Raw genomic sequence first — 13,017 nt, 5'->3', positions numbered from 1 at the left:
TTCGGCAGCTGGGCCGGGACAACCAGCTAGACGGCTCCTATCATGTTCAGCATGGCTGAACATACCGGCGCGCTCGTGCGGTCTGCCCGCGTGCGTACCGGGGTCTCGTTACGCCAACTGGCCACCCGCATCGGCGTGAGCCCCGCGACGATGAGCGCGATCGAGAACGACAAGGCCGGCCTCAGCGTGGACCGGCTCTACGCGATCGCCGAGGCGCTGGGCACGTCGGCCACCGAGATGTTGCGGACGCCCGAGCCGCACCATGCCCCCCGGGCCGGGGCCCACGACGACAACGCCCCCGGCGCAGACTGGCGCGCGTTCCCCGCCCTGAACCTGGACCCGGTGCTGATGGCTGCGATCTCGGTGTTCGTCCGCACCGGCTACCACGGGGCCACCATGCGGACCATCGCCACCGCCGCACACATGAGTGTCCCCGGCGTCTACCACCACTACCCGAGCAAGCAGCGCCTGCTGGTGGCCATTCTCGACGTCGCGATGAGCGAGTTGCACTGGCTCATCCCGGCAGCCAGATCCGAAGGATCCACGCCCACCGAGCGATTCAGCAACATGGTCGAGGCGCTCGCGTTGTTTCATACCCACCGCAGGGACCTGGCCTTCATCGGCGCGAGCGAGATGCGCAGCATCCTGCCACCCGATCACGAGCGGATCTCCGCGCTGCGCAACGACATTCAGTACATGCTCGACGACGAGGCCGAAGCCGCGATCGCGACAGGCGAGTTCCGCACGCCACACGCCCACGACGCCACCCGGGCGATATCCACCATGTGCACGTCGCTGCCGTCGTGGTTCCAGCCGTCCGGGCCGACGTCGGCGTCCGAGATCGCGGGGGAGTACGCCCGGTTCGCCGTCGACATCATGCGTGCCGGCTAACGTTCAGCGTTCAGCTTTACTGAACATTTTCCCCTGCGGCTCCCAGCAGTGTTGACAAACAAGCTGCACTGACCCCACCATGGGGATACCGGACGTTATCGAACGTTCGGTCGGGGATCGTGAACGCGTCCCACCGCCTCAGAACGGAACACCTCATGACCGACGTCGAATCACTGCTGCACCCGGCCCGACTGGGCCCCGCCTTGGCCACGGCCACCGCCGACCATCGCTGGGCCACGTTCGACGCCCGGCTCATCGCCGGCGGCAAGTCGAACCTGACCTTCGAACTAACCTCTGCCGCAGGCGAATTGATTCTCCGTCGACCACCGCAGGGGCCTCTGCTACCGAGTGCGCACGACATGGCCCGCGAGGCGCGCGTGCAGCGAGCACTGGCACAGACATCCGTGCCGGTCGCATCGGTGGTCTACGCCGAGACCGCCGCGCAGACCCTCGACACCCCGTTCTATGCGATGGAGAAGGTAGCCGGCCACGCCATCCGCGACACCATGCCGACGGGTTACGCGACGGCACCGGCGGATCGGCACAAGATCGCCGACGCCCTCATCGACACACTGGCCGATCTACACAGCATCCAGCCCGCAGCCATCGGCCTCGACGACTACGGCAGGCCGGAGGGTTTCCTGGCCCGGCAGGTCGCCCGCTGGCGAAAGCAGTCGCTGGCCAGCCGTTCTCGCGATGTGCCTGCCCTTGATGCCCTGGCGACCGCCTTGGCGGCCGACCTGCCGGCCAGCCCGCCACCGGGCATCGTGCACGGCGACTTCCGGCTGGACAACTGCCTGATGGATCCGGCGCACCCGGGCCGCGTCGCCGCGGTCCTGGACTGGGAGCTGTCGACGGTCGGCGATCCTCTCACCGACCTCGGGCTCTTGCTGTTCTACTGGCCGCAGCACGGTGAACCCAACATTCCGCTGGTGCCGACGGTCACCACACAGGAGGGATTCCCGCCGCGGTCACATCTGTTGTCCCGCTACGCCGAACGCACCGGGCGCGACGTCTCGGCGGTGCCGTTCTACGAAGCGTTCGCACGGTTCAAGTTCGCCGTCATCATCCAAGGCGTCGCGGCTCGCTCGGCTGCGGGAATGATGGCCGGCCAGGATTTCGGCGAGGTGGAGAGCGACGTGATAATGCTCGCCGAGGCCGGTCTGGACGCGTTGGGGGCGGCGTGATGAGCGGCATCATCGACCGGTTCCGGTTGAACGGGCGGGTTGCGGTGGTAACCGGGGCGAGCTCAGGACTGGGAGTCGGATTCGCTCGCGCACTGGTCGACGCCGGCGCGCGAGTTGTCCTGGGAGCCCGACGCGAGGAGCAACTGCACGCTCTGGCAAGCGAATTCGCTACCGATTTGGTCCGCACCCGTCGCACCGACGTCACCGATCCACAGGACTGCGCGGCGCTGGCCGAACTGGCGATCACCGAGTTCGGCCGCCTCGACATCCTGGTCAACAACGCCGGGGTCGGCACCGCGGTACCCGCCCTGCGGGAAACCCCCGACGAATTCCGCGGCGTCATCGACGTCAACCTCATGGGGACGTACTGGATGGCCCAGGCCGCGGCCCGGGTGATGCAACCGGGGTCGAGCATCGTCAACATCGCCAGCGTGCTCGGGCTGATCAAATCCTATGCGCCGCAAGCGGCGTACGCGTCCAGCAAAGCCGCCGTCGTCGGCCTCACGCGGGATCTGTCCCAGCAGTGGTCGGGGCGTAAAGGCATCAGGGTCAACGCCATCGCGCCCGGGTACTTCGAGAGCGAGATGACCGCGACGATCCCCGGTGACCAACTCGCCGCATTCGTCGAGCAGACCGCGACACTCAAACGCCTCGGCTGCCAACACGAACTCGACACCGCCCTGATCTTTCTGGCCAGCGACGCCTCGACCTACATCACCGGAGTCACGCTGCCCGTCGACGGCGGCATGTCCGGCCACTGATCCCCCAGGCACAGGAGCACATCATGGACTTCAGCGCGTCACCACGTACCGCCGAGCTCACCGACAAAGTGTGGAACTTCATGCGCGAGAAGGTGTTTCCCGCCGAATCGGTGTACCGGGACTGGCGTGCGGCGAACTCCGCGCACGCCCGGCCGCCCATCCTCGAAGAACTCAAGGAAGAAGCCAAGCGACGGGGACTGTGGAACCTGTTCCTGCCTCAGGAATCCGGGCTGACCAACACCGAATACGCCGCGATCGCCGAGATCACCGGATGGTCGCCCGTCATCGCCCCCGAGGTGATGAACTGCAACGCCCCCGACACCGGCAACATGGAAACGCTGTTGATGTTCGGCACCGACGAGCAGAAGACGCAGTGGCTCGAACCCCTGCTGGCAGGCGAGATCCGGTCCGCGTTCGCGATGACCGAGCCGGCGGTGGCCAGCTCCGACGCCCGCAACATCACCACCTCGATCACCCGTGACGGCGACGAGTACGTCATCAACGGCCGCAAGTGGTGGATCACCGGCGTCGCCGACGAGGCGTGCCAGATCTTCATCGTGATGGGCAAGACCGATCCCGACGCGGCGCCGCACCGGCAACAGTCCATGGTGCTGGTCCCCCGCGACACCCCGGGACTCGAGATCGTCCGCCACCTACCGATTTTCGGATATCAGGATCAGCACGGGCATTCCGAGATCGTGTTCGAGAACGTCCGCGTCCCGGTGACCAACGTGCTCTCGGCCGAGGGCGACGGGTTCATGATCGCGCAGGCGCGCCTGGGCCCCGGTCGCATCCACCACGCCATGCGGGCCGTCGGAATGGCCGAACGTGCATTGGCGCTCATGGTCGATCGGGCCCAGAACCGCGAGGCCTTCGGCGGGCCGCTCGCCGAACAGGGTGTGGTGCGTGACCTCATCGCCCAGTCCCGGATCGAGATCGACCAAGCACGCCTGTTGGTGCTGCACACGGCATGGCTGATCGATCAGCACGGCGCACGAGGGGCTGCGACCGAGATCGCCGCCATCAAGGTGGCGGCGCCGAACATGGCCACCCGCGTGATCGACCGCGCCATCGAGGTGTTCGGCGGCGGCGGTGTCAGTGACGATTACCCGCTCGCGTACTTCTACAGCTGGGCGCGGGTGCTGCGGATCGTCGACGGTCCCGACGCCGTTCACCGGCGCACGGTGGCCCGCAACGAGTTGCGCCGTGAACGCCCGTACGTCGGATAGCTCACGGCATCAGGCCGGCGTTGTTCCGCCACACCATCGACGGGGAAGCCCGCGACAACCACGATAGAGACAGACCGACAACCGAGACGAAAGCAGGTGGACGCCGTGGCAGCCAATGCAGACGATCTGAGCAGGGAACCGACGCCGGACCCGGCCGAAGACAACGCCTACTTCCCGTCGCCGTACTCGCTGAGCCAGTACACCACCGCCAAGACCGACTTCGCCGGCGTCAAGTACAAGGACGCCTACACCGGCGGCAGGTGGAAGGTGCTCATGATCGCCGCCGAAGAACGCTACGTCCTGCTGGAGAACGGCAAGATGTTCTCGACCGGCAACCATCCGATCGAGATGCTGCTCCCGCTGCACCACCTCATGGAGGCCGGCTTCGAGATCGACATCGCCACGCTGTCGGGCTACCCGGCCAAACTGGAACTGTGGGCGATGCCGCGCGAGGACGAGGCGGTCCTGTCGACCTACCAGGCGCTCAAGCCAAAGCTCAAGCAGCCCAAGAAACTTGCCGATGTGATCGCCGATGATCTCGGCCCGGACTCCGACTACATCGCGGTGTTCATCCCGGGTGGCCATGGCGCCGTGGTCGGGCTGCCGGCGAGCACGGACGTGGAGCAGACGCTCGATTGGGCACTGGCCAACGACAAGTTCATCATCACGCTGTGCCACGGCCCGGCCGCGTTGCTGGCCGGTGCGCTCGGTAAGCAGGAATCGCCGTTCAAGGGTTACTCGGTGTGCGTCTTCCCGGACGCCCTCGACCAGGGCCCGAACATCGAGATCGGTTACCTGCCAGGGCATTTGCAGTGGCTGGTGGCCGACCTGCTCGGCAAGCAGGGGCTCACGGTCGTCAACGATCAGATGACCGGCCAGGTGCACCGGGACCGCAAACTGCTCACGGGTGACAGCCCACTCGCCTCGAACAGTCTCGGCCTTCTCGCCGCCGACGCTCTGGTCGACGCCATACGCGCCGACGGCTAGCCATAAACGCGACTGGCTTTTAATTTTTTCTCGGGTATGGTCGGGCTCAGTGATTGTTTGCGAATAAAAGGAGCAACGATGGCTGACAAATCCCAGGGTCGCACGCCGAAGAAACCGGCGATGACCATCAAAGAGCGGCGGGCCGCAAAACGCAGCAAGGCCGCAGCATCCGAGGAACTAATTCCCAAGAGGAAGCGCCCTGACCGCTCGTAAGCTCCTGCCGCACAACGTTTTACCTGCGTCGGGTGTCGAATTCCGTCCCGCTGCGAAGTTCGACAACGATTTGCGGATTTCGTAGAGGTAATTTCACGGCCAAAACACAATCAAATCGTCTGGTACATCCAACATCGAGATTCACACCAGGGACAAATTCCGCGTGGCTTTTGTCCCTGGTGTGAATCTCGATGTCGAACTCTGCCGAAGATAAGCGGCGTTCAGGCCCGCCAATTCAGCGCTTCCCCGGCACCGGCGGTCAACACCGTCCCGGGCATGACGCGCAGCCGGTACGGGCTCAGCCGCAGCGCCGCAAACCCGGGCGAGGTCGGCCCGTCCCACCCCGGAATGATCGACGGGTCGTAACCGACCGGCGCGGGTGCGGTGGCGAAGCGGTCCCACACCTGGCGGCGGGTGTCGTCGTCGAGGTACCACTCGACCAGGCAGTCCGCCGAGCAGGTGTCATGGCTGGCGGTCCAGTAGCTCACCGAGAGATACGGATGCGCGGCGAGATCGGCCTTCTTGACCGGTGTCGGCCCGGTGGCGATCCAGCCGAACAGGTCGGTGCCGTCCCATTCCCAGATCGGATGCAGGATGCGGCTGCGCGGGCGCCCGTCGGCGTCGACAGTGGCGGCCGACGCCCACACGATCGAATGGGCCATCTCGACGAAGGCAGGCGCGATGCGCTCCAGTGAGGTCACACGAGCGAGGTTATTACCCGTCGTCGCCCTTGTCGGCGTCTTTACCGGCCTCCTTGTCCGTCTCCTTGTCGGCTTGGCCGTAGATGGGCTTGCCCTCATCGTCGAGCCAGTCGTTGACCGCAGTACCTGAGACCGTGCCCCCGGTTCCGGGCATGGTGACGGTGGGCCGGGTGTCGTCATACGACTTCATGACCTCTTCGGCCTGTCTGTGGTTCTCCTCGGTGATGTGGAGCTTTTTCTCGGTAGTCATGGGGTAACGGCTGCCCGCAAAAGCCGATAACCAAACGGCTCAGGCCGAGACGGTACGCACCGCGGCGGGCAGGCTGGGCAGGAAATGCCGGGCCGCGAACGCCCGGATCTCCTCGGCGGTCTGCACCGGTTGGACGCCGGGTAGCAACAACACCATCGCCGCGTAGCGCAGGATGGTGTCCGCCAGGTCGTTGACTGCCTGCGGCCCGATGCGGTCGGCGAATCCGTCCGGGAAGATCACCCGCAGCGCGGCGGCCATCCGCTCGATGGCCGCACCGTAATGCCGGTGCATCAACTCCAGCACCAGCGCGGGCTCGTCGACGATCATCTGGTTGAGCACGTGGTGTTTACGGAATCTCAGGATCGACAGCGTGAACGCTTCGACATAGTAGTTCGATTGCGGCCCAGCATCTTTGAGTTCGCGCGCGATGTCGGCGAACAGTGCCACGTTCTCCCGCTCGATGACGGCGGCCACCAACTCGTCACGGTTGGCGAACCTGCGGTAGATGGTGGTGCGGCTGACGCCGGCGCGGCGGGCCACGTCGTCCAGCGCGACGCGGCGGAAACCGTGCCGTTCGAATTCGACCAGGGCCGCGTCCAGGATCCGCCGCGTCGAAGAAGACCCCGTCGCGTCAGCCGCGGGCATAGCCCCTCTGCGCGAACCGGTTGTAGCGCACGCTCATCGGCAGATGGTCCCACACCCAGTTGACCGGGGCCGACCGCCAGAACGCGGCGAACCGCTGATAGTTGCGCTCCTGACGCTCCGACCACGGCAGCTGCAGCAGCTCCCGGGCGCGGGGCGGCAGGCCACCGGTGGTCAGGAAGGCCGCGACCGGATCGAACACCGTCGCCACCACCCGCCACACGACCGGGTGCACCGCCTTGGGGCACGGGAACCCCTTGGTGACGTAGCCGACGCCGTAGCGCGCGCTCTTGTGGGCGACGGCGACCTCGTTCATCATCCGGTCCCAGTACCGTTCGAACTCGGCATAGTCGGCGGGCATCGGCCGGTCGCTGACGCCGTAGCGGCGATACCAGGTCTTCGATTCCAGGTAGATCTGTTCCTTCTCCTCGCGGGTCAGTCGCTTGACGAAGGTGTCGGCGAAGTACAGCACCTGCTCGACGAATGTCGCGTGCGCCCAGAAGTAGGTCTCGGGGTCCAGCGCGTGGTAGCGCGAACCGTCGGGCATATCGCCCTTGACGTGGTGGTGAAAGTCGCGGACCTGGGTGCCCGCGTTATCGTCCTCGGCCCCGTACACGGTCCGGAAGATCGGCGGCACAGTGCGTTTGAGCCGCTCTGCGGTATCGGAGAAGAACGTCGAATGATCCAGCACGCCCTGGCCGAGCTCGGCGAGCATGTTCTGCAACACCGCGGGCCGAGGACCGATCAGGTACATCCGGTTGTCGCCGAAGTACTTCCACACCAGCGATTGCGGGCCCAGCGGCAGGGCGTCGGCCCGCTGCGACGGTTCGGCCAGTTCGGTCATAGGAACAGTGTTACAAATTTTGAACTTTGTTCCAAGGCGTGTGGTGCAACTCACGGCAGGCTTCCACGAGGTTTCTCATCGCCGCACTCCAGCGGGCCTGGCTCACTACGATGAGTGCACGTTTGCGGGGGGCGGAAGGAACGGTGGCCGTGACCGCTCCGGTACTCGACCTCGACGGCCGCGTCGTCGGACGGGCCGCGGAGTCGACCGCGCTGCGCGCCGCCATCACCGACGCCGAACGCAACGGCGGCCGGTGTGTCCTGGTCAGCGGTGCCCCCGGGGTGGGCAAATCGACCCTCATACAGGCCTTCGGTGTCGAGCTTGCCGACCGCAACTGTGTCTTCGCCTACGGCCGGTGCCGCGACGGCGCCCCGGCGCCCTATGCGGCACTGGGAGACGCCTTCAGCTCCATCGTGCACACCATGGAGACCACCGGCCCGGCCGAACGGGACAGCTGGCGGGCCGACCTCGCCAACGGAATGGCCGCGCTGTCCGGCGTCCTGTCCGAGCTCGTCCCCGACCTGGGGCAGGTGCTCGGGCAGCCGCCGGCAACCGGCGACCGCGAGCCCTCCGATCCTCGCCGCCGGCTGCACCGCGCCGCCATCAGGTTGATCTCCGAAACCGCCTCCTACCGGCCGGTGGTGCTCGCGGTCGACGATCTGCAATGGGCCGACCACGATTCGCTGCTGATGCTCTCCGAGCTACTCGCGGTGTCGTTGCGCAACGTGCTGGTGCTCGGCGCGCACCGGGCCGGCGAATTCGATCCCAACGGCGCCGGCCTGCCCACGGCCGGGTTGTCCAGCATCCGGCTCGCGCCGCTGTCCCGCGACACCGTCGAAGAGCTGCTGGCCGCCGTCTGCGGCCGCGGCGTCGAACTCGGCGACGTGGCCGCCGAATTCCATCACCGCACCGGCGGCAATCCGCTGCAGGTGCGCCAGCTGCTGTATCGCGCCCAGCGCGAAGGTGCGCTCACCCCGGTCGGCGCGAGCGGGCGACCGAGCTGGGACCTGCGGGTGTTGTCCTCGATCGAGGTGACCGACTCCGCCGCCGAGTTCCTCAACCGCTACCTCGACCAGCTGCGCCCGGCAGACCGCGCCGTGCTGAGCACGCTGACCTGCATCGGGGGTGAGTTCGACCTCGCCGACGCGACGACGGCAGCCGCGCAGCCCACCGACGTCGTCGCGCAGGCACTGTGGTCGGCCCTGGAGCTGAGACTGCTCGAAGCCGTCGACAGCCGCGGTCAGCGGATCGCCAACACGATCAGCCACGACGCCCGCTACCGGTTCAGCCACGACCGCGTTGCCGAGGCGGCCCGCGAAAACCTCTCCGACGATGTCGCACGCGAGACGCACCTGCGGATCGGTAGGCAACTCGTCGAGCTGGGCGACGCGCGCCTGTTCGAGGCCGCCCGGCACCTCGGCATCGGCGGACACGCGCTGGCCGACGACGCCGAGCGCATCCGGTTCGTCGACGTGCTGCGGCGCGCAGCGCGCAAGGCCCGGGCGCAGGCGTCATTCCCCTTGGCGTTGACGTACTGCCGCAACGGGCTCGATCTCCTGGGCGACGAGCGTTGGACCCGGCACTTCGACATCGCGCGGGAACTGCAGCTCGAGGCGGCCGAGGCCGCGCTGCTGGTCGGCGACGTGGCAGCGCTGCACACACTGCTCGACGAGGCCGAGACCGCCTTGCGCGAACCGGCCGATCGCAGCCGGCTGGCCTACCTGCGGCTCAAGGGACGGATGGCGCAGAACAGGCTGCAGGAGGCGCTCGACACCGGGTTGCAGGCACTCGACGAGCTGGGTGAGCCGCTGCCGCGTGACGCGGGCAAACCACGAATGGCCAACGCGCTCTTGCGGATGCGCTTCACGGTGCGGCACTGGAGCACCGACCAGCTGCTGCAGTTGCCCCGGTGTGCGGACCGGCGGGTGGTGGAGATCCAGCGCATCCTCGCCGAACTGCGCAGCCTGTCCTACATCGCGCGGCCCAACCTGTTTCCCCTCATCGTGCGCAAGCAACTGGACCTGACCCTCGCGCACGGCCACACCCCGTCACTGCCCCTGGTGCTCGTCAGCTACGGAGTGCTGCTGGTGCTGACCGGGGACCGCGCAGGCGCGCAACGGTTCGGTGAGACCGCACTGCTGCTCACCGAAAGACCCGAGTTCCGCGACGCCCGGCCGGAGACGTTGTTCATGCACCTGAACTTCATCCGGCACTGGCGCCACCCACTGCGCGACGGCTTCGGTCAACTACGCGACGCGGTGACCGAGGCACTCGACCACGGCGACCAGGAATACGCGGGATTCCTTGGCGCCGTACTACTTTCGCAGTACTTCTGGATCGGCCGGCCACTGGCGGAGATCGACGAACTCGCCCAGACCCTGATCCCCGAGATCTGGTCGCAGCCGGTCCCCCGTGGCCTGTGCCAAGCCGTCCAGCAGATCTGCCTGAACATGATGGGGCGCAGCGAGGATCCGTTCCTGCTGGCCGGCGAGAGTGGTTACGACGAGCGGGTGGCCCTACCCGCGGCCCGCCGCGAAGGCGACGAGGTGGCCCTCGGGGCGGCCGCGACGATGCGCCTCGGCCTGCACTTCTGGGCCGGTGACTACGCCGGGGCCGTCGAGGTCGCCGACGACGCACTGGCACACATCGCAGGCATGGAGGGCACCGCCATCATGCAGCTCGTACACCTGACGAGCGCGCTGAGCCGCATCCACGTCGCACCGAACGCCCGGTCGACCCGCAGCTGCGCACACCGCGCCCTGGCACTGCATCGCAAGTGGGCGGCCGAATCCCCCGCCAACTACGCGGCGCCCTGCGCGCTGATCGAAGGCACCTGGGCACACGCCCGCGGCAGGCACCAGACCGCCGAACTCGCCCTGCACCGCGCCATGGAACTGGCCGACGAGCACCAGCTGCCGCTGATCGCCGCGGCGGCCCACGAGGAAGCCGCCATCCTCTACGCCGACACCGGCCGCAACCGGCTCAGCGAGCACATGCTGCGCACGGCATATCAGCGGTTCTCGACTCTGGGGCTCACGCTGCGCACCGAGCGGCTGGCCCACGCCCATCCGTGGCTGCTCAGCCGCGACCTCGTCACGCCGGATTCGGCAGGAATCGATCCGGCCGGCGCCCACCATCTGGCACGGGCCCTGTCCGCGGCGCGCAGCGCGGACAGTCTGGCCGATATCGTGCTTCGGACCGTCGCCGACACCACCGGTGCCCACCGCGTCCTGCTGCTCACCGGTGAGCCGGAGCATCTCAGTGTGCGGACCGTGCTCGACGGCGGCGAGATCACGACCGTCGACGGGCCATGGACCGAAGTGGCCTACGACCGCACCCTGGTGCGCCGCGTCGTCGACTGCGGCACGCCGCTGATCGTGGCCGCCGACTCGAGCCGGCGGCCCGGGCCGAACGGCATGCGCCGCCCGGTGCCGTCGGCACTGGCCGCACCGATTCGCCTGCAGGACAACATCATCGGCATGGTCTATGCCGAACATGGCGACCCAGCACAACATTTCGGCGCACATCACGAAGAAGCCGTCTCGTTCGTGTGCGACCAGGCCGCCGCGCCCATGTGGAACTTCCAGCTCGAGGCGCAGCTGCAGGCCGCCGACGAATACCGCCGTTCCCTGATGGATGCGCAGTCCAAGTTCGTGCCCAACGAGCTGCTGCGCATCCTCGACATCGACGATCTGCGCCGCGTGCACAGCGGCTACCGCGTCGAGCGGGAGATGACCGTGCTGATCTCCGACATCCGAGGCTACACAACCCTTTTGGAGGACATGAACGTCTCCGACGCCAGCAATCTGGCGATGGGGTTCCTGCGCGCCGTCGAGCTGCCGATCATCAGCTGCAACGGCATGATCCAGGACGTCCGCGGTGACGAGATCGTCGCGGTGTTCGAATCCGAAACCGACGCCGTCCGAGGCGGCCTGGCGATGCTGCGGTCGCTGCGTGAGCACAACCGCGACCGGCTCGCGCACGGATCGGAAGAGCTGCAGGTCGGCATCGGCATCAACACCGGGCCGGTCGGGGTGGGCCTGGTCGGCGGCGTCAACCGCATGGTCCTGACCATCATCGGCGACGCCGTGAACGTCGCCGCACGTATCGAGAGCACCAACAAGCGTTACGGCACCGCGCTGCTCATCTCCGACGCGACCTACGCGCGCCTCGCCGCGCGAGGCCAGTTCGCGATCCGCCGGATGGAGCGCGTGATGGTGGTCAACCGGCGCCGGCCGGTGACCATCTACGAGGTGTACGACGAGGATCCGGCCCCGCTGCGGGACGCGAAACGCGCGGCGGCACCGATGTTCGACGAGGCGTTCGGCCTGTTCGACGCGGGCGACGCGGCGCGGGCGCGGGCCGCGTTCGAAAAATGCCGCCTGCTGCTGCCCGAGGACACCGTCGCCACGCTGCACCTCGCGCACTGCGATGCCGTCGCCCGCGGCGACATGTCCCCTGGTCAGGACGTCGCACTCGCGCAGAAGTAGCTGCGTCAATCGGCCCTCGACGGCCCGGGTCCTCTGCCATGATTTGGACCACACTCGTCGAGGGGGTCGCAGCCCATGTACCTGAGCGCCGAGCGGTTGGCCGTGGCCGACCGGGCCGTACGCGAGACGTTCGAACAGACCAGCGTTGCCTGGCAGGCGATCCCGCACTGGGACACCGGCGATCCCGGGCAGACCTGGGTCCGCAGCGACACCATTCCGCCGGGCTTTCTCGAGGTCGACACCCTCAACGAGAAGTTCGCGGTGACACTCGCGCAGGCGGGCGCGCCGACGCCGGATCCGCTGCTGGCGGTCCTGATGGCGAAGACCGTCGAGCTCGCCGCGAGGATCGACACCGCGGTCCTGGCAAAGCTACGAGCCGAGAACCCCAAACCGCTGAAGACGGCAGGCACCACCACGCAGGACTTGTTGGACACCCTCGTCGACGCCCGGGCCAAAGTCGAGACGGCCGGGTACCGGGCACCGTCGTGCTTGTTCCTCAGCACCGACGGCCTCAAGCGGCTCAACCACATCGAGAGCGGAGAGGACATCGCCGAGGCCGTGCTCAAGGCGGCCGCTGTCACCGGCGTCTACCGCGTCGACGGAACCAGGATGATCATGCTGGGCCGTCGGCAACGCATCGCACAGGGGGCGGCCGCGACGGCGTCTCCTGGCGAGGAGCCGGTGGACCTCGCCGTCGCCGTCGCGCCCAGCCTTGAGGTCATCGGCGAGAACGCAGACGGCGCGATCGAACTGGCGGTGCGGATCCGGTACGTGCTGCGGATCAAGGATCCGCGCGGCGTCGTCGGCATCGCTTTCTGATCC

Annotated in this window: 12 protein-coding genes; 8 read left to right on the top strand and 4 right to left on the bottom strand. The window is 67.4% G+C overall.

The features are described from left to right. The first annotated feature begins 51 nt into the window (after positions 1-51). The 6 genes from BTO20_RS05195 (at position 52) to BTO20_RS41050 (ending at position 5,268) form a co-directional block, all read left to right on the top strand. Positions 52-891, top strand: coding sequence for a TetR family transcriptional regulator (locus tag BTO20_RS05195; RefSeq protein ID WP_087081635.1), 840 nt, complete (start codon positions 52-54; stop codon positions 889-891). 155 nt (positions 892-1,046) lie between these two features. Beyond that, positions 1,047-2,078 (top strand): phosphotransferase family protein, encoded by a 1,032-nt coding sequence (locus BTO20_RS05190; protein WP_087081633.1) that lies wholly within the window; start codon positions 1,047-1,049, stop codon positions 2,076-2,078. Next, a complete protein-coding gene (locus BTO20_RS05185; protein WP_087073945.1) occupies positions 2,078-2,839 on the top strand; it encodes an SDR family NAD(P)-dependent oxidoreductase in 762 nt (253 codons plus the stop codon). The genes BTO20_RS05190 and BTO20_RS05185 overlap by 1 nt, the downstream gene beginning before the upstream one ends. 23 nt (positions 2,840-2,862) lie before the next feature. Further along, positions 2,863-4,068, top strand: coding sequence for an acyl-CoA dehydrogenase family protein (locus BTO20_RS05180; RefSeq protein WP_087073943.1), 1,206 nt, complete (start codon positions 2,863-2,865; stop codon positions 4,066-4,068). A gap of 105 nt (positions 4,069-4,173) precedes the next feature. After that, a complete protein-coding gene (gene hchA / locus BTO20_RS05175) occupies positions 4,174-5,055 on the top strand; it encodes a glyoxalase III HchA (RefSeq protein ID WP_087081631.1) in 882 nt (293 codons plus the stop codon). Between the two features lie 78 nt (positions 5,056-5,133). Further along, the gene (locus BTO20_RS41050) at positions 5,134-5,268 is read left to right on the top strand and encodes a hypothetical protein (protein WP_087073941.1); all 135 of its coding nucleotides are present in this window, start codon (positions 5,134-5,136) and stop codon (positions 5,266-5,268) included. 221 nt (positions 5,269-5,489) lie between these two features. Here BTO20_RS41050 and BTO20_RS05165 read toward each other — a convergent pair whose 3' ends face one another. From BTO20_RS05165 to BTO20_RS05150, 4 genes are read right to left on the bottom strand one after another with little or no spacing between them, the layout of a single operon-like run. After that, on the bottom strand, positions 5,490-5,969 hold the full coding sequence (locus tag BTO20_RS05165) for a pyridoxamine 5'-phosphate oxidase family protein (protein WP_087073939.1): 480 nt from the start codon (positions 5,967-5,969) through the stop codon (positions 5,490-5,492). Positions 5,970-5,982: 13 nt separating this feature from the next. Then, positions 5,983-6,219: a hypothetical protein gene (locus tag BTO20_RS05160; protein WP_087073937.1), complete on the bottom strand. Its 237-nt coding sequence runs from the start codon at positions 6,217-6,219 to the stop codon at positions 5,983-5,985. Between the two features lie 39 nt (positions 6,220-6,258). After that, entirely contained in the window at positions 6,259-6,864 is a 606-nt protein-coding gene (locus BTO20_RS05155; protein ID WP_087073935.1) for a TetR/AcrR family transcriptional regulator, read from the bottom strand. Then, positions 6,851-7,705: an oxygenase MpaB family protein gene (locus BTO20_RS05150; protein ID WP_087073933.1), complete on the bottom strand. Its 855-nt coding sequence runs from the start codon at positions 7,703-7,705 to the stop codon at positions 6,851-6,853. Before BTO20_RS05150 ends, BTO20_RS05155 begins: the two co-directional genes overlap by 14 nt. Positions 7,706-7,815: 110 nt before the next feature. Between BTO20_RS05150 and BTO20_RS05145 the strand changes: the two genes are divergently transcribed. Then, on the top strand, positions 7,816-12,195 hold the full coding sequence (locus BTO20_RS05145; protein ID WP_087073931.1) for an AAA family ATPase: 4,380 nt from the start codon (positions 7,816-7,818) through the stop codon (positions 12,193-12,195). Positions 12,196-12,270: 75 nt separating this feature from the next. Next, complete coding sequence (locus BTO20_RS05140) at positions 12,271-13,014, top strand: hypothetical protein (RefSeq protein WP_087073929.1); 744 nt, start codon at positions 12,271-12,273, stop codon at positions 13,012-13,014. Positions 13,015-13,017: the final 3 nt, after the last annotated feature.

It is taken from the genome of Mycobacterium dioxanotrophicus, from assembly GCF_002157835.1.
GTDB lineage: Bacteria > Actinomycetota > Actinomycetes > Mycobacteriales > Mycobacteriaceae > Mycobacterium > Mycobacterium dioxanotrophicus.
This window is presented reverse-complemented; position numbering and strand designations above follow the sequence as displayed.

Bases quoted from the DNA above. Each gene is read 5' to 3' on its own strand.
- BTO20_RS05195 (WP_087081635.1), top strand. From the start codon at position 52: ATGGCTGAACATACCGGCGCGCTCGTGCGGTCTGCCCGCGTGCGTACC.
- BTO20_RS05190 (WP_087081633.1), top strand. From the start codon at position 1,047: ATGACCGACGTCGAATCACTGCTGCACCCGGCCCGACTGGGCCCCGCC.
- BTO20_RS05185 (WP_087073945.1), top strand. From the start codon at position 2,078: ATGAGCGGCATCATCGACCGGTTCCGGTTGAACGGGCGGGTTGCGGTG.
- BTO20_RS05180 (WP_087073943.1), top strand. From the start codon at position 2,863: ATGGACTTCAGCGCGTCACCACGTACCGCCGAGCTCACCGACAAAGTG.
- BTO20_RS41050 (WP_087073941.1), top strand. From the start codon at position 5,134: ATGGCTGACAAATCCCAGGGTCGCACGCCGAAGAAACCGGCGATGACC.
- BTO20_RS05160 (WP_087073937.1), bottom strand. From the start codon at position 6,219: ATGACTACCGAGAAAAAGCTCCACATCACCGAGGAGAACCACAGACAG.
- BTO20_RS05155 (WP_087073935.1), bottom strand. From the start codon at position 6,864: ATGCCCGCGGCTGACGCGACGGGGTCTTCTTCGACGCGGCGGATCCTG.
- BTO20_RS05150 (WP_087073933.1), bottom strand. From the start codon at position 7,705: ATGACCGAACTGGCCGAACCGTCGCAGCGGGCCGACGCCCTGCCGCTG.
- BTO20_RS05145 (WP_087073931.1), top strand. From the start codon at position 7,816: ATGAGTGCACGTTTGCGGGGGGCGGAAGGAACGGTGGCCGTGACCGCT.
- BTO20_RS05140 (WP_087073929.1), top strand. From the start codon at position 12,271: ATGTACCTGAGCGCCGAGCGGTTGGCCGTGGCCGACCGGGCCGTACGC.